Origin of the sequence: Candidatus Methylacidiphilum fumarolicum (assembly GCF_949774925.1) — a bacterium.
Taxonomy (GTDB): Bacteria; Verrucomicrobiota; Verrucomicrobiia; order Methylacidiphilales; family Methylacidiphilaceae; genus Methylacidiphilum; species Methylacidiphilum fumarolicum.
The window spans coordinates 2024740-2045448 of sequence record NZ_OX458932.1 but is presented as its reverse complement, the minus strand read 5'-3'; the positions used below and the strand labels follow the sequence as shown (position 1 = coordinate 2045448).

At 39.4% G+C, this 20709-nt stretch carries 17 protein-coding genes; 6 read left to right on the top strand and 11 right to left on the bottom strand.

Annotated features, from left to right (window positions below; genetic code table 11):
* Nucleotides 1–292: 292 nt before the first annotated feature.
* The 3 genes from ileS to QOL44_RS09290 are packed head-to-tail and all read right to left on the bottom strand — an operon-like array spanning nt 293 to nt 6052.
* Nucleotides 293–2998: an isoleucine--tRNA ligase gene (gene ileS / locus QOL44_RS09300; protein WP_009059493.1), complete on the bottom strand. Its 2706-nt coding sequence runs from the start codon at nt 2996–2998 to the stop codon at nt 293–295.
* A gap of 43 nt (nt 2999–3041) precedes the next feature.
* Nucleotides 3042–4091, bottom strand: a complete 1050-nt coding sequence (gene pheS / locus QOL44_RS09295; protein ID WP_009059492.1) for a phenylalanine--tRNA ligase subunit alpha — start codon at nt 4089–4091, stop codon at nt 3042–3044.
* 47 nt (nt 4092–4138) lie between these two features.
* Entirely contained in the window at nt 4139–6052 is a 1914-nt protein-coding gene (locus QOL44_RS09290) for a cytochrome c biogenesis protein ResB (protein ID WP_009059490.1), read from the bottom strand.
* Nucleotides 6053–6346: 294 nt separating this feature from the next.
* Here QOL44_RS09290 and QOL44_RS09285 point away from each other — a divergent pair, with 294 nt between their 5' ends.
* Nucleotides 6347–8035: a formate--tetrahydrofolate ligase gene (locus QOL44_RS09285; RefSeq protein WP_009059489.1), complete on the top strand. Its 1689-nt coding sequence runs from the start codon at nt 6347–6349 to the stop codon at nt 8033–8035.
* Nucleotides 8036–8065: 30 nt separating this feature from the next.
* Here QOL44_RS09285 and QOL44_RS09280 read toward each other — a convergent pair whose 3' ends face one another.
* The 5 genes from QOL44_RS09280 to QOL44_RS09260 all read right to left on the bottom strand — a co-directional run bounded on the left by QOL44_RS09280 (nt 8066) and on the right by QOL44_RS09260 (nt 13753).
* Nucleotides 8066–8530, bottom strand: a complete 465-nt coding sequence (locus QOL44_RS09280) for a universal stress protein (RefSeq protein WP_009059488.1) — start codon at nt 8528–8530, stop codon at nt 8066–8068.
* Between the two features lie 265 nt (nt 8531–8795).
* Nucleotides 8796–9938, bottom strand: coding sequence for a signal peptidase I (gene lepB / locus QOL44_RS09275; protein WP_009059485.1), 1143 nt, complete (start codon nt 9936–9938; stop codon nt 8796–8798).
* The gene (gene lepA / locus QOL44_RS09270) at nt 9935–11755 is read right to left on the bottom strand and encodes a translation elongation factor 4 (protein ID WP_009059483.1); all 1821 of its coding nucleotides are present in this window, start codon (nt 11753–11755) and stop codon (nt 9935–9937) included. Before lepA ends, lepB begins: the two co-directional genes overlap by 4 nt.
* Before the next feature lie 270 nt (nt 11756–12025).
* On the bottom strand, nt 12026–13012 hold the full coding sequence (locus tag QOL44_RS09265; protein ID WP_009059482.1) for an aldo/keto reductase: 987 nt from the start codon (nt 13010–13012) through the stop codon (nt 12026–12028).
* Between the two features lie 321 nt (nt 13013–13333).
* Nucleotides 13334–13753 (bottom strand): zinc ribbon domain-containing protein, encoded by a 420-nt coding sequence (locus QOL44_RS09260; protein WP_009059481.1) that lies wholly within the window; start codon nt 13751–13753, stop codon nt 13334–13336.
* Nucleotides 13754–13888: 135 nt separating this feature from the next.
* On the opposite strand from QOL44_RS09260, the gene QOL44_RS09255 reads away from it, so the two are divergent.
* Complete coding sequence (locus tag QOL44_RS09255; RefSeq protein ID WP_009059480.1) at nt 13889–14158, top strand: hypothetical protein; 270 nt, start codon at nt 13889–13891, stop codon at nt 14156–14158.
* A gap of 120 nt (nt 14159–14278) precedes the next feature.
* Nucleotides 14279–14557: a hypothetical protein gene (locus tag QOL44_RS09250; RefSeq protein ID WP_134372946.1), complete on the top strand. Its 279-nt coding sequence runs from the start codon at nt 14279–14281 to the stop codon at nt 14555–14557.
* A gap of 50 nt (nt 14558–14607) precedes the next feature.
* Here the strand turns inward: QOL44_RS09250 and crn3 are convergent, their stop codons facing one another.
* From crn3 to QOL44_RS09235, 3 genes are all read right to left on the bottom strand, one after another.
* Nucleotides 14608–14982 carry a CRISPR-associated ring nuclease Crn3/Csx3 gene (gene crn3 / locus QOL44_RS09245; protein WP_009059478.1) on the bottom strand — a complete coding sequence of 125 codons (375 nt, stop codon included), beginning with the start codon at nt 14980–14982 and terminating at the stop codon, nt 14608–14610.
* 518 nt (nt 14983–15500) lie between these two features.
* Complete coding sequence (locus QOL44_RS09240; RefSeq protein ID WP_009059477.1) at nt 15501–16169, bottom strand: lysophospholipid acyltransferase family protein; 669 nt, start codon at nt 16167–16169, stop codon at nt 15501–15503.
* A gap of 86 nt (nt 16170–16255) precedes the next feature.
* Nucleotides 16256–17611, bottom strand: a complete 1356-nt coding sequence (locus QOL44_RS09235) for a hemolysin family protein (protein WP_009059476.1) — start codon at nt 17609–17611, stop codon at nt 16256–16258.
* A 298-nt stretch (nt 17612–17909) separates the two neighbouring features.
* Here QOL44_RS09235 and QOL44_RS09230 point away from each other — a divergent pair, with 298 nt between their 5' ends.
* From QOL44_RS09230 to QOL44_RS09220, 3 genes are all read left to right on the top strand, one after another.
* Nucleotides 17910–19235, top strand: coding sequence for a bifunctional folylpolyglutamate synthase/dihydrofolate synthase (locus QOL44_RS09230; protein WP_009059473.1), 1326 nt, complete (start codon nt 17910–17912; stop codon nt 19233–19235).
* Nucleotides 19216–19944 carry an HAD family hydrolase gene (locus tag QOL44_RS09225; protein ID WP_009059471.1) on the top strand — a complete coding sequence of 243 codons (729 nt, stop codon included), beginning with the start codon at nt 19216–19218 and terminating at the stop codon, nt 19942–19944. The genes QOL44_RS09230 and QOL44_RS09225 overlap by 20 nt, the downstream gene beginning before the upstream one ends.
* Before the next feature lie 65 nt (nt 19945–20009).
* Nucleotides 20010–20699: a succinate dehydrogenase cytochrome b subunit gene (locus tag QOL44_RS09220; protein WP_009059469.1), complete on the top strand. Its 690-nt coding sequence runs from the start codon at nt 20010–20012 to the stop codon at nt 20697–20699.
* Nucleotides 20700–20709 lie beyond the last annotated feature (10 nt).

Sequence of the window (20709 nt, the reverse complement as noted above, 5' to 3'; positions counted from 1 at the left end):
AGTATATCCTCCTTCTTTTTCATATTTGGAATAACATTTTTGCTATTCTTTTCTGTAAGTTTTCTTTTTTTCAAAATTTACAAGAAATGTCAAACAAATTTCTAAAATATTTTGGAAAAATAAGAAATTTTTTTATTTTCCCAACACTCTTATCTCTTTTTTTCTTATTCTTCCTTTCCATTTCTCCAAAACCTTATTTATAGCAAATACTTACTTACATTAAGCTTTATAGATTGATCAACACTTTTTTTATAAAAGTTTTCATTTTTTTTAGTGTTTTTTACAAACATAGCTAGCGCATATACGCCTTTTCTTGTAGTACTTTTAAGCATCTCTCACATACATGTGGAAATTCAGGATCTTCATTTCTCTGGGCAAAGAGACTGAATTTCCAGCACCGTGGACATTTTCCTCCTGGAGCTTTTATCACTTCGATTTCCGTTTTTTCTGCTCGGCAAAGTTCCAGCTGTGATACCAGCAATACTTCTGTTAAAATAGGAATGTCTTTTTCTTCAAATTCCTGTGTATGTAGGATTACCTTCGCTTCTAAGTTCTTTCCAATTCGCTTCTCTCTTCTAGCTTTCTCTAGTTCAATATTGGCTAGATCCCTTAATCTCAATATTTTTTGCCACCGTTGCTCGAGGTGTGCTCCCTCCTGTCTGTCTTTTTCGGTAGGAAAAAGCTCAAGATGGATCGAATTCTTTTTCCCAAAAACGCGCCATGCTTCTTCGGCTGTAAAAGGAATAATTGGAGCAAGGAGTTTAACAAGAGATTCAAAGGCTCGGTGCAAGACGGTTTGTGCTGACCTCCTTGAAAGCCAATTTTTCCCATCACAGTACAACCTGTCTTTTAGGATATCGATGTAAAAACTCGATAGCTCGACAGAACAAAATCGAACTAAAGATTGGTAGACCTGTGGAAATTCATAGTTGGCATAGGATGCTTTTGTTTTTTTAATTAGTTGATCGATGCAAAAATCAAAATACCTATCGATTTCCAAGAGCTCATCTTCAGGGACGGAATGGATGGGAGGATCGAAATCAAAGAGATTGCCTAAAAGGATCCTCAAGCTATTCCTAATCAATCTATAAGAATCAGAGAGCCTAGAAAATATTTCCTTGGAAAATGGAACGTCTTCTGAAAATTCTTCACTGGCCACCCAGAGCCGAAGAAGATCAGCTCCATATTCATTAATCTGTTCAGATAAGTCTTTGGCACCTGAGGATTTGGAAAGTTTTTTGCCATCAAGGTCGACCACAAATCCATGAGTAAGCACGGATTTAAACGGTGCCTTTCCTTTCGATGCCACCCCAAGCAACAGGGAAGATTGAAACCAACCGCGATGTTGATCACTTCCTTCAAGATAGAGATCCGCAGGATTTTCTCCCCTAGGTACAAGCACGGCAAAATGGCTTGAACCTGAATCTATCCAGACATCGAGCGTATCCATTCCTTTTTCATAGCCAGTTGGAACATCAAGCTTTTTTCTGAGCTCTTCCGAATCTAGTTGGAACCACAAATCGGTTCCTTGCTCTTCAACCATGTCGGCAAAGCGTCTGATAATTTTTGGATCTAGAAGTGGTTCGCCATCTTTTCTGTAAAAAACTGGGATGGGTATCCCCCAGTATCTTTGCCGAGAAATACACCAATCTTTGCGGCTTTCAACAGCTCCTTTGATCCTGTTTTCTCCTCGCTTAGGGATCCATTGAACCTTTTCAATTTCATGGAGCGCTTGGATTTTAAACCTTTCAATATTGATGAACCATTGGGGCACAGACCGAAAGATAATAGGGGTTTTTGAGCGCCAACAAAAAGGATAATCATGAACATAAAGTTTTTTTGCCCATAAAAGCCCTTTTTCTTCGAGCATGTCACAAAGGATGGGATTGGCATCGAAAACGTTCCTCCCAACAATCTTTTCTATGCCACATTCTTTTGTAAATCTTCCCAAATCATCCACTGGAGAAAATACGGCTAATCCTTTTTCGACCCCTAGTTGATAATCTTCCATTCCATGGCCTGGGGCAATATGGACAATCCCACTGCCCGTTTCTTCACTGACAAAATCAGCTGCGTAGACTTCCCCATACCTAGGAAGAAGCGGATGAACATATTGTAACCCTTCCAGTTTTTTACCCTTAGAAAAAGAAAGGATTAGAGTCGATTCAGATAGTTTAGGAATTGTTGGGGCAAGCTTGGAGGAAACGATAAGATATTTACTGCCTACCCTCCTTAGCTCATAAGATAGATCAGGATTTACTGCTAGAGCTAAGTTTGCAGGCAAGGTCCATGGAGTCGTTGTCCAAACAAGAAAAGAGGATCCTTGAGGCAATCCCCCTTCTTTACAACTCTTCTCTGAAACGGGAAATTCCACATAGATGGAGATGTCTTCCTTTTTCTGATATTCTACTTCGGCTTCAGCAAGGGCCGTTTTACAGCCAATACTCCAAAAGACTGGACGCAATCCTCGGTACACTAATTTTTTTTCGACTAGTTCAGCAAAAAGTCTTAGCTCGTTGGCTTCGTAATGAGGATCCATGGTGATGTAAGGATTATCCCATGCTCCTAACACACCAAGTCGCTTGAACTGTTCTTTTTGAACTTCAATCCATCCCTTGGCATATTCCTGACACTTTTTCCGAATGGTAGGGGGATCATTGGATAAGGAGGGGGTCTCGCTCATCACTTTGTGTTCGATTGGTAGTCCATGACAATCCCACCCAGGAATATAAGGACATTGAAAGCCAAACATATTTTTGGATTTAAGAACAATGTCTTTTAGTATTTTGTTCAGCCCACTTCCCATATGAGCTTTGCCGTTGGCAAAAGGAGGGCCATCATGAAGAATGAACTTAGGACTGTTTTTTCTCAGTTCCAAAAGGATTGCATAGACCTTTTCTTTTTCCCATATTTCGATCCATTGAGGCTCCCTTTTGGGAAGGTCGGCTTTCATCGGAAACTCTGTTTTTGGTAATAAGACAGTAAGACTATAATCCATGGAAAATCCTCTTTAAAAAATGGTTCTAAAAGTTTCTATTCCTTCAAAAGGAAGGACTTAAATTCTTTAAAAACCTAAAATCATTTTCGGAGAACAATCTCAGATCCGGCACCTTATGGACAACCATCAAGTATCGTTCAATGCCGAAGCCAAAAGCAAATCCAGAATATATTTCTGGATCTATTCCCATATTTAAAAATACTTTTGGATGGACCATTCCACAACCGCACAGCTCAAGCCATCTGGGTGCTTCCCCCTCCTGCGTGGCGATGGCCCCATCTACTTCAAAACTTGGTTCAGTAAATGGAAAATAGTGAGGCCTAAACCGGAATTGCAACTGATTTCCTAAAAGCTCTCTAAAAAAGTATTCGAGGGTTCCTTTGAGATCGGCAAGACTAATTCCTTTATCAACAACTAACCCTTCGACCTGCCAGAAAACGATCGAATGGGTGGCATCGATTTCGTCTCGTCTGTAACATCTTCCAGGAGCAATCATACGGATAGGCAGTTGGTTTTTTTTCATGACCCGTATCTGGACTGGAGAAGTTTGAGGACGCAGGAGCAGCCTACCAGGAGAATTGTCTTCCAGGCTTAGGTTTTCTTTGATATAAAAGGTGTCTTGTTCATTCCGAGCAGGATGGCCTACTGGAATATTCAATGCATCAAAATTGTTGTATTCGCTTTCAATTTCAGGACCACATTCGATTGTAAAGCCAATTCTTTGGAAAATCTCGATAATTTTTTTTAGAGCGATAGAAATTGGATGAAGGGTGCCAGAAAGAAAGGGTCTACCGGGCAGTGTACTGTCAGCTAAGGATGGAAAACCAGACTGCGCAAAGGAATCAACAGCAGCAGATAAAGAAATTTCCTTCTTGTGTAGACTCTCCTGTAGTTTCGATTTGAGCTCGTTCAGTTTTTTGCCTACTATTGGTCTACTTTCTTTGGGTAGTTGACCTATTTTTTCCAGTAAAGTGGAAACTATCCCCTTGCGTCCAAAATATTTGATCCGCAGGGACTCGATCGCTTCCTTTGTTGAGATGGCTGAAAGCTCTTCGGAAAAACGTTTTTCTAAAATTTCTAATTCTTTATCCATAGGAGGGTATCAAACATTCATGGTAATATTTTGGTATGAAAAGGAATCTAAGAGAGGAAGCGGGAATTATGCGTTGAACAAGCAGCCTTTTCATCTGGTTTTGCTCCTGCACTCTCTTCTTTGTCTAGCACCACTGGTGGTTTCGGACTAATAAAAAACATGGTTAAAATACCAATGCAGATCATAAGAGAGCCTATCCATTTGAAAGGCCAGCCTGGATCATAAAGAACCTGTAAAGTGCTTTCGTTCAAATCTTGTGGGTTCCACGAAGATTGAGAAAACTTGTAGTTAAGCCCTAAGACTGATCTCCAAAATCCTCCAGGATAGGAAGCGGGATAATTCATGTGAGCCTTTCCAATGACAATTTTTTTAGTTTTTGGGTCTTCAAACTTAAGGGTGCTGATAAAATCGGAAGGAGCGTCAGAACCTTCATTTCTTGGAACTTCAAATTTTTCCAGGGATACAAAAAATGGTAAGGAGATGACCTTAAAACCATAACTAATTTGTAAGGGAATATTATTTAGTACAAAGCTTTGTGGATATCCAGAGAGGATCCAAAGGGCTTGGGATTTTTCCTTAGTTTGTTTGTCTTCTATCCAACCATGGATTCCCGGAGGGAGGACCTGAGCGATATTGACTTGAGAAAGTCTTTGCTTTTGAATTTCACTGGTGATAGTGGCCGAAGGTTCATAGCGCAGTAGGGTGGCTGACCAGTCTGCCCATCCTAAAAGAAAGGGTTGACCGATAGCCATTTGTCCTTCCTGATAGGATTTTCCATTGCGAAGGAGCTGGTAATTGATTGTTCCATTAGGAGAATCCCACATCCTAAAAACCAATTTTTGGGTGCGATTCTGTTGCCAGTATACATGCACAAGGATGGCTGGATTAAGAGGTTCTCCAGATAAGGAGGTGGGTTTACCCTCTTTTATCGAAAAATTTGGCCAATACTCAGCAACTTCCATTTTTCCCTCTCCTGGAAGATCGACCACCTTCTGCATGACTTCATTCAATGGCCAAGCCCTTTTTTCTCCATCCTGGCTGATAGCTACAACATAAAGAGATCTGTTCGATGGGGAAGGGTTGTCCCATAAAAGAAAATATTTGTAAGTAGAATTGACCCCTTCATGGGCATGGATGACAGATTGATCGGGAGCATTGGCAAAAAGGACGGCTGATTCATGGAAAGTCTCTCCATCCGAGTCGGATGGCTCTTTCATTTCAATTCTTGCCATTCCAAAAAAATCTTCATACCACCTAGAAGGATCATTCTTCAGTAGTACATAGGTGAACTTTTGATTAGCCATTTTGCTTTTCAATTCAATAAGGACTCCTGGGCTTCCAGAATTTTGTTGAGGAGATAAATTTTCACTTAGAAACAGTTCTTTGGCATAATCATCGGTATAAAACTTCAGTCCTGTCCCAGGAATGTCGATGGATCGTGGAGCCTTGGATGAAGGCCTCCAGAGTTCAGCAGGAAATCTGTATTCTTCGATTTCCTTTAGAATAGGATTTTGCACTAAAAGAACCGTCTCTTTAGTAGTTAATCTGTTTTTTGGTATCCCACCTGCTTCCAAAGTTATAAATCCCTCAAAGCCTTTTTGTAATCCAATCAAAGCACCAATCAAAAGGATGATAATTCCATAGTGGGTGACAATAAACCCAATATGTCTTTTTTTCCATGGAATCCGTGTCAATGTCACAGCAAAAAGATTGATGCACAGTAAAATAAGCCAGCCAAAAAACCAGGGAGATTTGTAGATATAAAACTGAGCAACCTGAGTATCTAACCTAGATTCTACAATTGTTGCTATGGCACAGCCCAATGCTATCGATAAAAGAAGAAAAATTGCTAACCGGAGAGAGCCTAATAGATGGATAATTTTCCAATATAACGAATTCTTTTTCCTTTCCTCTATTAGCTTTTTTCGTTCGATTTCTGATAAACTACTAAATAATCTCACTTTTTTACTTGCTTAAAATAAAAGTATATAAAAAAACTTCTTAGATTCTAGGCGCATTAGATTACCTTCTCAAGTAGAAAATGCATCCCTTGAGGGTGTATTTTTGTTCACCCGATAGCCAAATGCTTAGAAGCCACTTTAGCTTTCATGAGAAGATAGCATTGTATACTGAAAGAACTATATTTTCTTGAAAATAACTGGGATACAATGAAAGAATAATGGCAAAGGATTAAGTAAAAAGAAAATTTTTCATTCAACCATGCTATGGTTTGAGGAAATCCAGAATCAATAATTGTGAAAGAGATACGTTTTTCTCCTGATTTAAAGATAGCACGCGAAAAAAAACTTTTAGCCATAGAGGAAATAGCAAAAAGAATTGATATTCCTTCAAGATCCATTGAATGTTACGGACATTTTATTGCCAAAATATCATGGCAATATTTAAAAGAGCTTTTTGCTCAGCCTAAGCGAGGTAAGCTCATTTTGGTGACAGCTACGACACCTACTCCAGCTGGGGAAGGAAAAACGACGACGGCGATTGGCCTCACTGATGGATTCAATCGATTAGGTCATAAAGCCATTCTTTGTTTGAGAGAGCCATCGATGGGCCCCATTTTTGGAGTGAAAGGTGCGGCTACCGGGGCGGGTCTGGCACAAGTTGTTCCAAGAGAAGAGATAAATCTTCATTTTACTGGTGATTTTGCCGCAGTGGCGGCCGCTCATAATCTTCTGGCTGCCTTGATAGATAACCATCTTTATCAGGGTAATACCTTAGGTATTGATCCAAGAAAGGTAAGCTGGGGAAGGGTATTGGATTTAAATGACAGGTCTTTGCGAAAAATCCTTCTGGGGTTAGAAAGTAGAAAATCTTTTCCCAGAGTCTCTTTTTTTGACATCGTAGCAGCATCTGAATTGATGGCCATATTGTGCCTTTCGCAATCCTACATGGATTTGAGGGAAAGGTTAGCCAACATCCAGGTTGGCCGCAGATGGAACGATACAAAGGTTACAGCCGAAGATCTTGAGGCTGCTGGGGCTATGTCGGCCCTTTTAGTGCATGCTCTCAAACCCAATCTTGTCCAAACTTTGGAAAATAATCCAGTTTTTGTGCATGGGGGACCTTTTGGCAATATTGCTCATGGATGCAGTTCGGTGATATCATTGAATACGGCCTTGAGGCTTTCTGATTGGGTGGTTACTGAAGCAGGATTTGGCAGTGATCTAGGAGGAGAAAAATTCGTTAACATCCTGTGCCGGCAGAGTGGTTTAAGCCCAGACTGTGCGGTGATAGTCACGACTATTCGTGCTTTAAAGTATCATGGAGGGATGGAGTTGGGATCCCTGGCAAATAAAGACTTAGCCTTTTTAGAAAAGGGACTGCCTAATCTTTTAAGACATATTGAGATTGTCGAAGAAGGATTTGGAGTACCTGCAGTCATTGGACTGAACCGTTTTAGCGTTGATAGTGAAGAGGAAATCGATTGGCTTGGCAAAAAACTTGCCGACATGGGACATTCCTTTGTCATATGCAATCATTGGCAGCAAGGAGGGCTAGGGGCTATGGATCTTGCAAGGAAAGTGATCGAAAAAAGTAGCCTCCATAAAAGTTATTGTAAGTTTAGCTATGCAGACTCGGACACTGTTGTCGAAAAGATTCGAAAGATCGCATTTAATATTTATAAAGCTGGAGATCTTTCCTTTCATCCTACTGCTTATGATGAGATAAAAAGGATTGAAGGAGAGGGACTAACCCATTTTCCCCTATGTATGGCTAAAACGCAATATTCATTTTCTGTTGATCCCAATCTAAAAGGGGCGCCTGAAGGACACCATTTTTATGTTAGAGAAATCAGAGCGGCTACTGGGGCTAAATACATCCTTGTTGTGTGTGGGGAGATAAATACGATGCCAGGCTTGCCCAAAGTCCCTTCTTCCAGTCATATCGACATCGATGTGGATGGCAATATCATCGGGACCATTTAAACTTTTTTTATCGGCTTTCTTTTCACCGTTTTAGGATTCGTCTGAAGTCGAGCGAATCAATAAGATAGGAGCTTTTGCTTTCTTCCTTACAGGAATTGCTGTGGATCCCCAAAAAATTGATCCTACTAAGCCATGGCAATGGCTTCCCATAACTATCAAATCGACTTTTTTTTCTAACGAGATCTCAGCGATATGAGTTGCAGCATCTCCATATTGGATGATGATTTCTGTATTGATGCCTTTTTCTTGGAAGAGCCTGGCAACCGCAATTAATTTTTCTTTGTTGATGGCCATTTCTTTAGCCATACTATTTTCAACCGTTTCGTTAGAGACCACTGTCCATGATTCATATCCAGGAAATGGGAAGGCAAAACCCGCCATGACATGGAGGAGAAAGACTTTGGCTTTAAGAAAGAAAGCAAGCTCTTTTACATGAGCGATAATTGGGAGATCTCTTTCATTATTTTCCAGGGCTAAAAGGATAGATTTGTACATGAAATTAAAAAATGGCTATATTTAAAAAGAGAGAAATAATTTTTGTGCAGTTCTTTAAAAAAAATATACGATCAAAAAAAAACAGCTAATAGAAGAGAATGTTTTTGGGATTGAGTTCTGTTTGTATTGGAGCAGCAGGTGTGTCCTCTATAGCTATAGCTGGCCTTGGCTTTGCTGTATGGAGCTATTATAAAAAGAAGAAAAAATTATCTTTTATAGTTTTCTTTATTTCTGCTCTTCTTGCTTTGGTTGCCAATCTATTTTGTTAACGGATTATTCCCCATCTTTTATTGAAAGGCCAGTAGACAATAAATCCGGTGCCTACAATATTTTGCATGGGCACAGGGCCCCAAAATCTACTATCGAGACTATCAGGACTGTTATCTCCCATTGCCCAAAGGCATAATGGTGGAACCGTATAGGTTTCGGTTGGATCGACTAGATATTGTTGGTTAGGTAAAATGACATAGCCTTGATAGCCATTTTTTTGCGATTCAATTTTTGCCATCATCTGATTAGGGGGAGTCGCTGATCCATTGATCAATAAAAATGGAGGGCGAATTTGGAGTGTATCACCCCAGATTCCTACGCATCTTTTGATATAGTATTGAGAGCCTTCGATTCCTTGAAGTCGCAGATTAGCCTCAATTCCCTCTATCCCAGTTGTTTTAAATACAATGACTTCTCCCCGTTTGGGGGGACGAAAATGGTAAATCAATTTATTGACGAGGACTTGATCCCCTGTATCTACTTCAAAATTCAAGACATGGTTTTTAGGCTCGAAGGACAAACCAGGACGAACGCCAAGCTTATACTCTAAAAGGTGAGGATTAGTCCAAAGGTAGGATTGTTCTCCACTATCGAAGATAAGCTTAGCGTATTCAAAAAACAAAAACTTCCCTCCTTCGATTTTTTCGAGTGTTCCTCCTTTTTTTAAAGAAAGGCTATGGTAGCTTTTGCCAAGAAGAACAAACTCCACAATCCTTTGGATAAAATTTGGAGGTTTCTCGTTTCTTTCGATAACCTGGATTCCGTACAGCGTCGGTTTCATGGAGTCTGTAGGAATTTTAAAAGGTTGCAAAAAATAAGCCCTAATAGCTAAAGCTACCACTAGCGCTACAAAAAGAACTTCGATATTTTCTTTCCATCCAGCCCATTTTGATTCAGGAAAAAGAAGATGAAATAACTTTTCCCCTTCATCCACGATTGCCTCTAGATTACTATTCTTGGGAGAATTAATGGCAGATTGAAACCTTTGGAAGTAGTCTATAACTTGTTTGACTTGACTTTCGTTGAGTAAGTCTTTGCGATAATTAAACTTTCTTCGAAAGTCTTTTAAAAATTGTAAAGCCATTTTTCTATTTTTTTTGGCTTGTGCTTCTTTTTTATTCAGAAGTAGAAAACTCATGATTGTTTTATATCTGTTTTGAGGATTTCCAGGAAAGCTTCTTGAGGAATATCAACTTTACCAAATGTCTTCATTCTTTTTTTGCCTTCTTTCTGTTTTTCTAACAGCTTTCTTTTTCTTGTAATATCTCCCCCATAGCATTTAGCCGTTACATTCTTTCCAATAGCTCCTATATCTTCTCTGGCTATGATTTTGCTTCCTATGGCAGCTTGAAGGGCAATCTTAAAGAGATGTCGTGGAATGCGTTCCTTGAGTTTTTGAATGATCGCTCTGCCTCGAGACTCCGCTTTGGATGTATGCACGATGCAGCTTAAAGCTTCAATCGGTTCCCCATTGACTAAAATATCAAGTTTTACTAAATCACTGATCCGGTAACCTGCTGGTTTATAATCCATCGACCCGTAGCCGTGGGTAATTGATTTTAGCTTGTCATTAAAATCCACAAGAATTTCATTTAATGGAAAGATGCAGTGTAGAATCACCATATTTTGATCGAGGGTTTCTGTAGTCTCACAACTGCCTCTTTTTTCAGAAATAAGCTGCATCAATTCCCCAATATTTTCAGAAGGAACAATTAAATAAGCATTTACTAAGGGCTCTGCGATATGCTCTATGGTTGAGGGATCAGGGAGTTTGGAAGGATTGTCCACTTCCAGGATTTCTCCGGAACGCAAATAGACTTTATACACGACACTAGGATAGGTCGTCAGTATGTCCACCCCATATTCTCTTCTTAGTCTTTCTTGGACTATCTCCATATGAAGAAGTCCTAAGAATCCACAGCGGAATCCCGAACCAAGGGCAACTGAACTTTCTTGACTGATGGTAATCGCTGGGTCATTAATTTGTAGCTTTTGAATAGCATTCTTTAGTTTTTCAAATTCAGAGGAGTTTAGCGGATAGATCCCGCTGAAAACCATAGGTACAATTTCTTGGAAGCCAGGCAGTGGAGAGGATGTTCCACCGGTCTCCCAAGTTATGGTATCGCCGATTTTAATTTCGGAAGGATCTTTAATATTTGCAATGATGTAGCCAGAATTGCCTTCATATAATTCCTCTTCTGGTACCATTTTGGGATTGAAAATGCCCACTTCTTTCACTTCATAAGACTTCTTTGTCGATAAAAGGAGGATTTTCTCTCCTTTTTTAATTTTTCCCGAAAACATACGAACATAGAGAATGACTCCTTTAAAAGGATCGTAAACGGAGTCGAAAATTAAGGCTCTGAGAATTTGGTCGAGAAAAGGTCGCGGAGGAGGAATCTGGCGAATGATTGCTTGAAGAATTTCATCAATCCCGATGCCTTCTTTCCCACTTGCAAGGATGGCTGTATCAGCTGGAATAGCAAGAATTTCTTCTAGTTGCTTTCTTACAAGCTCAGGATTTGCCGTTGGCAGGTCTATCTTATTAATGACGGGGATAAGAACGAGATTATGCTTTTCTGCTAGGAAGACATTAGAAACCGTTTGAGCCTGAATCCCTTGTGTTGCATCGATGACTAAAAGGGCTCCTTCGCAGGCCGAAAGACTTCGAGAAACTTCATAGGAAAAATCGACGTGTCCAGGGGTGTCGATCAGATTGAGCTGATAGTATTGCTTTTCTTTGGGATAGAAATAGGTCATGGTTACGGGATGGGCTTTAATGGTGATGCCTCTTTCTCTTTCTAGCTCCATGGAATCAAGCATCTGATTTTGTAGTTTGCTTTCAACAACGGTTCCCGTAATCTGTAAAAGCCTATCTGAAAGCGTCGTCTTCCCATGGTCTACATGGGCGATAATACAGAAATTTCTAATTCTTTCTCTTGGGATTTTTTCCATTTTTCAATGTAAAGGTGAACCCACTTCAATGATCCATTTGACAAGATATAAGAGAAGCTAGTTTTTAACCAGCCTTTGGGTAATTTTCAACACAATCTTTTCTTTTTTGCCTTCGAAGAAGAAATTAAATACCAAAACACCAATCCATTAAAACACTGCTTTTCAATATAGCGGTAGAGAAAAGACGGTTCAATTTGTTTTTATCTTTTCCTCACAGAGATAAGAGGCTGGATAAAAGCAACAAAGAGCATCCGAGCAACCGTGGAGCGATTAGCCTTCTATAGGAGCCATAAATTCAGGACCTATAGGTTGAGGGATGGTTTCGGTAAGGATCTTGTCAATCATTCGAAGGTCTTCTTGAGCTAAACGCCATCCAGTAGCGCCAAAGGCTTCTTCTATCTGACTTGGACGTCTGGCTCCCCAAAGCACAACAGACACTCCAGGTTGCATCAGAGCCCAACAAGCAGCAAATTGTGCTAATGATTTTCCGTAGCGGGCAGCAATAGGTCTAAATTTTTCCACAGCTTGAAGATACCGAAGAAAATTTTCTCCTTGAAACTTTGGATCTATTTTTCTCAGATCCCCATTGGGGAAAGTGGAGTCAGGACGAAATTTTCCTGTTAACAATCCCCTACAGAGTACACCATAGGTCAGGGTTGCTATACCTTCTTTGATACAATAAGGTAAAAGTTCTTTTTCAATTTCTCTTTCGAACAGATTATAAGGCGGTTGATTAGTATGAATGGGAGCAGCCTTTTTAAAAAGTTCCATTTGCTTCGTTGAAAAATTGCTGACCCCTATAGCTCGAATTTTCCCTTGTTCCTTTAACCTCAAAAGACACTCTGCGGTCTGTTCAAAAGGAACCTTGGAGTCTGGCCAGTGGACTTGATAGATATCTATGACAGAGAGGCCAAGGCGTCTTAGGCTATCCTCGATTTCCTGTTTGATTCTTGTTGGAGAAGAATTTCTCCGAATTTCCCCAAACTGATTCCATTCAAGACCAAATTTAGTAGCGATGACAATAGGATGGGATTTTCCTATGAGCCGAAGGGCTTTGCCAACTATTTCTTCTGCTTTCCCAAAACCATAAATGGGAGCTGTATCAATGATGTTGATTCCTCCTTCAACAGCTTTGATTATTGCTTGGATAGCTTCTTTTTCATCGATTCCTCCCCACATCCATCCACCCATAACCCAGGTGCCAAGAGCAATTCGAGAGACTTTTTCGGCTATAGCAGGAATTTGAATGTAATCCATAGTGTTTTTTTCTATTCAGTTATTTATTTCTTAATTAATCGTTAGGACTAATCATGGCGAGTGAAAAGCTTTAGGAATGTTTTAGTTTTTAAATACCTTTTGAACAAAAGGTATTTAAAATGCTTACGCCAGACCCAAGTTCGTTCTTTTCTCTTTGGTTTTGATCTGATAGGTCATGGAATTTCCACGTCCAGTTCGTTCTCCGAGGAAGCAGGCTAGAATGAACGTATCATCTTAACAATCAAAGAGGGCACCTCACAGGTGCCTGGTATTGTTCTCCCCGGAACAGTCCCTCTCATCGGGATTCCAATCGGGCGTTTTTCAGTTCCTGAAGGAAAACCTCAAGGAAAGGATCGCCTTCACCCGGTCCCGCGGCGTCCACAGGCTTATCTCCGGATCTTTGACCCTTTTCTTAAGGTTGTATGCGCCCACCCTGTCCGCATCGCTCACATATCCGCAATGCCGGCATACAAACTTATCCCCAACGTAAGCAATGTCCATATACCTATCATTAGGCATTATTGCTATGATACCGTTGTGGGTTATATCTAAAAAGAACGTTTTCCAATAGTAGCAATCAATGTTGTAGACATGTACCTTTGTGGGACCAAGCCATATAGGATGCCCCCAGAGATTAAAGCTGTTAGGTCTATTTTCAAATATCTCTTTTATCCAATGTTTAAAAAGCTTAATCGATAAAGGTTTACTAAACCTAATAGTAATTGGAGGATCTATTGTCATTTTCTTTATAAACCTATGTTTTCTTTTGATTAGAAAAGCCAACTTAACATGCTTTTTATTTAATCTTCGCAAACGCTATTGTAAAAACCTTTTTGTCGTTTTATGATATTAATTATGTAAATAGCATATTCTGTCATGAACTTGTTCTCCATACTTTTATCACTTTTCTTTTTTGCGTATTATGAAAGAGTAGAAACATATGCTAGGCTTTTTCTGACACAAAAGCCTGGTGCCACCCAACAAGAACCACGTATCTTCATTGAAGAACATGAGTATGATGAAGCCCCATTTATAGTTGGTTATCTGTATTATTCAGAGGATCTACAGTATCCAATTATTTCAATAAAAGGATGGGCAGACGGTCGCTATGTGCCAATGAGAAGATATGATAGAGATATAGCATAAAGAATGTTTAAACGTTCATTTTCAAAATATGCACGCTACATCTGGATTTCAGATGAAACTCCATACTTTGGAAAAAGATGTTCTATTATACAAGTAGAATGTGTTGTTTTATCTAGTAAATTGGTAAACAAAATAGATGAATTTCATAATCTAATTGATTGGCGTGACTCTTTTCCATTATATGAGTCATTTACTTTAGACCTAGGGACTATCCTTCGGTTCATTCCAGGTATTGGTAAGTCCACTAGTCCATTTTCCCTTCAATGGACATTTGGAAATTTCTTTAAACTATCTCCTGCAGGCTATACAATCAATGGTGGTCAAGTCACTTGGCAATGGAATAACGTTTACCACATTGACCAGGAAATTAAAGCCCAGTGGTATGCCTGGTATAGATAGAAGATTCTATACCAGAGCATACCTTCTTATCTTGGCATTTATAGGAGCAATCATGGAGCCATATGGGCTTGATGACGGGAAGAATCCTTAGCTTGTTCTTGATTATGTTCTAAATATTTCTGAATTTCATTAGCTGGAATTGTTTCCCCTACCTCAGGAGCTTCTTTGTGGTGTCTTTCGACTACGACCCCACCAATTCTGGGGTCAAAAACACCTACCCAACGAGCAGGATGGCATTGGTGGACTAAATGACCATACAGCCATATTGGACCTCTTCCATGTAAGACTACCCCCTTGGTATAGTCTAATTTGGGAAGTTCCAAGTTTTTTAAAACCGATGGCTCTACGGTTCCATTTCCAGCAATATTAATATTTAAAATCTGGAATTTAGGGGTATCTATTACTCTTAGATCAAGATTATTCATATGTTGTTCTTTTATTAAATATTTTTTTTCTCTAATTTGTTTTGTGCATTGACAAGACAAATCCAATTTCTTGCTTAGTTGATGTTGGCTTTATTGTTCTATTTCGATCCCTTTTAATATTATTTCTTCTATTTATATGGCTATGTACTTTGTTAAGTTGATCTTTAATTATTATAATTTATTTTGTAAAAACTATGATCGTACTCTTTGTTTCTGTACTCTTCTTCTAAAATTCCAATATTCCGCTTAATGTTATAACATAGTTTTAAGGTTTTATTGATTCTCTTTATAGGTCTTTTGATCAGAACATTTATTAAGACACCTCTTAAAGATCAGAAAGAAGCAGAAACTGTGTGGGAAAACTTGGGAACATGGATTATCAGGCAAGCTGGAGTAATGCCTTATTGTTGATATTGCCATGCAAATCTAGTTATAAATATGCATGGCAAGAGCTTTAATTATTCCTTAACCCTTTTAACCACCTGCTTTATTGACGTATCAGCTTTTTCTGCTTTTACTTATCTAGAAAGCGCTATCGATAATTCGGTTTTCAATTCAAGTAGTTTGTCTTCGGTTATATTTTTGGGTATCGAAAAAATAGGACCTACAAAAATAGTACATTTGCTAAATGGAAGGGGAATTTGAAATCGATCCCAACTGTTTAATTCTATTTTTTTTTCAAGATGGTAACTGACTGCTACTATGGGAATGCCAGAGAGCCTGCTCAGTTGAAGCACTCCTTCTTGAAAGGAATAACAAGGCCCTCGAGGGCCGTCAGGGGTAACCGCTATGTCACAGCCTTCTTTTTTGGCTGCTTCAATGGCTCTTTTAAAAGCCGAAATGCCTCTTTTTGAAGAAGAACCTGAGGCTGGGAAAAGGTTGAATTGTCCTAAGAGTCGACTCAGAAATTTGCCGTCGTTACTACCGCTAACCATGGCGATGAGCTTTCTGGATGGAAAATGTTTTCTGTATAGATATGGCATCAGGAAGAGGCGGTTATGCCAAAAGGAGAAGATAAGCGGTGTATTGGGGGGAGAGCTGACAATTCCAAAAGGGTCATGGAGCTCATAGCGGAGCGTTTTTGCTAAACTGCGAATGAGGCTACCAGCAAAAGCAGGAGAAAATTTTCCTCTTGCCCATTTCCTAGCTTCTGTAATCAAGGAGGAGCTAAAAATGACGTGGGACATAGGTAGGGAAAAAACTTATTTTATTTCAAAAAAATTACTAAAAAATATTTTTCTTATTTTCCAATGACAATGATGTAGTTGAATTTTTAGTGTCCTTCTTCAAAGAAGCTTTCTTCTTCGGTTGGCTCTTGGATCCGAATGAGTTTGACTCTTTTGATCTTCTGCGGACTTACCTCTTCAACGACAATATTAAATCCATCTATGGAGAACATTTCAGCTTTTTTGGGTTGCCTTTTTATTTTATCAAAACACCATTCGGAAACCGTTTGAGTCGTGTCAGTGGGCAGAGGCCAATTTGTTTCATTGGCTAAATCTCTTAAGGGGAGATCTCCGTCCACCACTGCGTACTCTTTGGTCAGTTCATAGATTGGTCCTTTCTCAATGTCAAATTCGTCTCGAATGTCGCCTACTAACTCTTCCAACACGTCTTCAAAGCTGACAAGACCTATAACTTTTTCATTTTTATCCTTAACAATTGCCAAATGGGTTCTGGCCTTACGAAATTTTTCAAGCATTACGGGCAAAGGAGTAGAGGGAGAGAAAATGAGGGCGGGTCTTAGAATAGATGAAAGTTTTGTTTGTTCTCCAAGCGTTATATATTGCCATAGAAGTTCCTGAAGGAGGACCATCCCCACTAGATTATCGATAGACCCTTCACATACGGGGAAGCGACTATAACCGGATCGTTGAGCGATTTTAAGATTTTCTTGAATTGGTTGATTAAGCCAGAGAACAACCACTCTATCTTTAGGAATCATTACTTGTTGGGCGGTTGTATTTTTCAGTCGTAGAGCCTTGATCATGATTCGGTTAATTAGTTCATCAAAAGGATGGGCGTGGGCTGAATGCATGATGATTTGCTGGAGTTCATCCATAGATATGCTCTGGCCGAAACGTCCAGTTGTCTTAGGAGGTTCGAATCCAAGAAGCTTGAGAGCCCAATTGGCAGAAATGTTAAGAATAGAGATGGCAGGATAAAAAAGGATGGAAGAAATAGTAAGGATGGGGCTTGTAAAAAGAATAATTTTTCTGGCATATTGAAGCGCCAAAAACTTTGGGGCTAACTCCCCAAGGGCAATGGACAAAAAGGTAATCAAGCAGAGAGCAAACAAATAGGAAAGAGAATTTAAAGTTATGTCATGAGATATGCCTAATCGGAAGAGCAGGGCTTTTATCCATCCAGCCATAGCCGGTTCAGCTATCCATCCTAAGCCTAGACTAGAAAGGGTAATCCCAATTTGGGTAGCGGATAAAAATAGGGTGGGATTTTGAACGATCTTTAGAGCTAGAGGCAGCCGCCAATCTTTTGTTTTTAAAAGAAGTTTCAGTTCCGTTATCCTCACTTTGATGATGGCAAATTCGGCAGCAACGAAAAACCCGTTTGCAAGGATTAGAAAAACAATAAGCAGGGGTTTCCAGCTCATTTCAAACCAGTTGTTCATGATGGATACAAGAGAGCAGTTCAACGGGAAGGGATAATAAAAAGGAAGTTGCTAGAGTAAAATCTATGGATGATGATGCTACCAGTTTACTCACTTTAATTTTTCAAGCAATAAATATAGAAGTGTAAAAAAGTGAAACGGAAGCTACAAAAAAAAGAAGGGATAATGGGTTGCACGGTGTGGGGTTCCTTTTTAATTTTTCGCAACATGTAAACAAAAACATCAGAGAAGATAATTTTTCTTATCGAGCCCATTCTCAAGCATAAAAGATTTAAAAAACTCAAATATTACAACAGGAATGAATAATCCTTTTTTGGAAGATCAATTCTATAGGCAAGCTCTTAAGTTCCTTGGCCAAGCCAGAACAGTAGGGATGAAACTTGGCCTGCAAAACATTATAGAGCTGGCCAGGGAAATGGGAAATGTTCATGAAAAAATGAATTTTATTCATATTGCTGGCACTAACGGCAAGGGTTCCACAGCTGCATTTATTGCCTCAGCATTGAAAAGGAGTGGATTTAAAACCGGTCTCTATACTTCGCCTCATCTCGTTACTATTAGGGAAAGAATACAGATTAATGGGCATCCAATCTCTAAGGAACAATTTAGTCATTGGGTCTTGGAAATTCAAGAAAAGATTGAAAGGATTAAACAAAGAAAGAAAGATTTTGCCTGTACTTTTTTTGAAATTATTACGATGGTAGCCATTTTAGAATTTTTCAGATGCAAGGTAGATTGGGTGGTTTGGGAAACGGGTCTGGGCGGTCGTTTAGATGCTACCAATATTGTCAATCCTAGGCTTTCTATCATTACCAACATCGATTATGATCATACTCAATTTTTAGGAGACACTTTAGAATCGATTGCAGAAGAAAAAGCTGGGATAATCAAAGAAGGGGTTCCTGTGATTGTGGGTAAAATGCCTAAAGAAGCCTTGGCTGTTATAAAAAAGAGGGCATTGGAAAAAGGCGCAGAGCTCATCGATATCTGCCAATCGGTTGAGATAAAACCCTTAAAAATGGACTATGAAAGGCAATGGGTGGAAATTGCGAATATTCCTTTTTGTTTAGGCTTAACTGGAATCCATCAACTAGATAATGCGGCCTGTGCTTTTGCTGCCCTCCGTCTCCTTTTTGCTGAGGAAAATAGTATGGACATAAAAAGGATGCAGGAAGGATTTAGAACGGTTTGCTGGCCTGGAAGATTCCAAGTCATTCGAAAAGCTCCTTTGTGCATTATTGATGGAGCCCATAATGTAGCAGCGACAAAGCAGCTAGTTGCAAACTGGGAACAGATTGTTGGAGACGAACCTTATCATTTAGTTTTTGGAGTCCTACAAGACAAAAACTTTCCTATGATGGCTGAGATTCTTAAAAGGAAAGCTTCCATGGTAACTTTAATCAAGCCACCTACCTCTAGAGGTCTAGAACCAAAAGAACTCCTTCCTTTTTTTGGTGGCATTAAAACACAAATCTGCCCCTCGTGGGCTGACTTCATGCCCTCTATGGATGGTTCCTTACGGCCGATTTTAGCTACTGGCTCCCTCTACTTAATTGGCCAAATTTTGGTCGAGGAATACGAAGGCAAAGAAGAATTCAAGTGGAATGAATTATTGGATGGGTAAGAAAGTGCCTATTTTTTGTCATTGGCGTGCAGAAAAAAAAATGAAAAGGCCGGCTATAGTTTTCGATCTAGTTGGAACGCTCCTACAGACGGCATTGCCTGTGGGCGTCGTTTATTCGAAATTGCTGGCAGAATACGGCATTAGAAGCGATCCAAAGGTTATGCACGATAATTTTATAAAAGTTTTTGATTTTTTTAAGCTTCGGCCTCAAGGATCGATTCCCAAAGATGGGGATGATAAAAGGTTTTGGGAAAAAATTGTCAAAACGGTTCTCCAAGAAAGTGGGATCCCCTTGGGTTCTTTCTTTTTTGATTATTTCAATAAACTGTATTCTTATTATTCCCAAAAAGAGGCTTGGAAGCCTTATCCAGAAGTTATAAGCGCTCTTGGAAAGATGTCGTCCCTTGGTTTCCCTCTGTTTGTTGCATCCAATTGGGACAGTCGTGCTCGAACAGTCCTGAGGGAATGGGGGATAAGACAATATTTTTTAGACATTTTTTTATCCGCAGAATGGGGAGTGGCCAAACCAGAAGCATTATTCTATCACTTAGTCCTTTTAAAAACAACGAAGGAGAGTTCAGCGGTTTTTTTTGTCGAGGATGACCCTCAGATGAGACCTCCGTATTCAGAAAAGATCCGTTTTTTTCTTTTGAAAAGACCTTTCATCAATCTTTTCGATCTTTTATCTCAGCTCCAAAAAAGCTCTTAAGAGAAATGAGGATGGATTAAAAAAAAGAATTGCTCATAAAATTTATTTTATTATTATATTTTTTGATGACATCCCAACCACCTAGATCCTTTTCGACTATAGGCTTGAAGTTCATTTTAGGGATTAGCGGCTTAGTTTTATTCCTTTTTCTAATAGTTCATATGCTAGGGAACTGGCAGGTCTTTCTACCTCCCTATTATATGAACGTGTATGCTTATTATTTGAAATCGAATCCTGTAGTTCTTTGGTCCGTGCGGTTATTCCTTCTTGGAGCATTGATTGTTCATGTTAGCACCGCCATAAGATTATGGAAAATTAATCGAGAGGCTCGGCCTCAGCCCTACAAACTGCTACTTCCAAACCAAGCCAGTTTTGAGTCTAGGACGATGATATTCTCTGGATTGATCGTGTTAGTTTTTATACTATTCCACCTTTATCATTTTAGTTTTAAAGGTCCTCCTTTTGGATTTTTCAAAAACTTCCTTTTCCCCTTATCGAAACAAATGATTCCAGATGTTCGAACAATGGTCATAGTGGGATTTCAGAATCCCTGGGTGACCTTGTTTTATGTTTTTTCTCTATCTGTTTTGTTCCTCCACCTCCGGCATGCCCTAGAAAGTTTTCTTAACTCATTGGGATTTGTTAATAGTAAATCGCTTCCGTGGGAAAAAATCGTTGCGCATGCCTTTGCTTTAATTTTATATGTCGGCTTTCTTATCATCCCAATAGCCATTTTTTTGAGGCTAATTCACTAAGAAAAGAGAG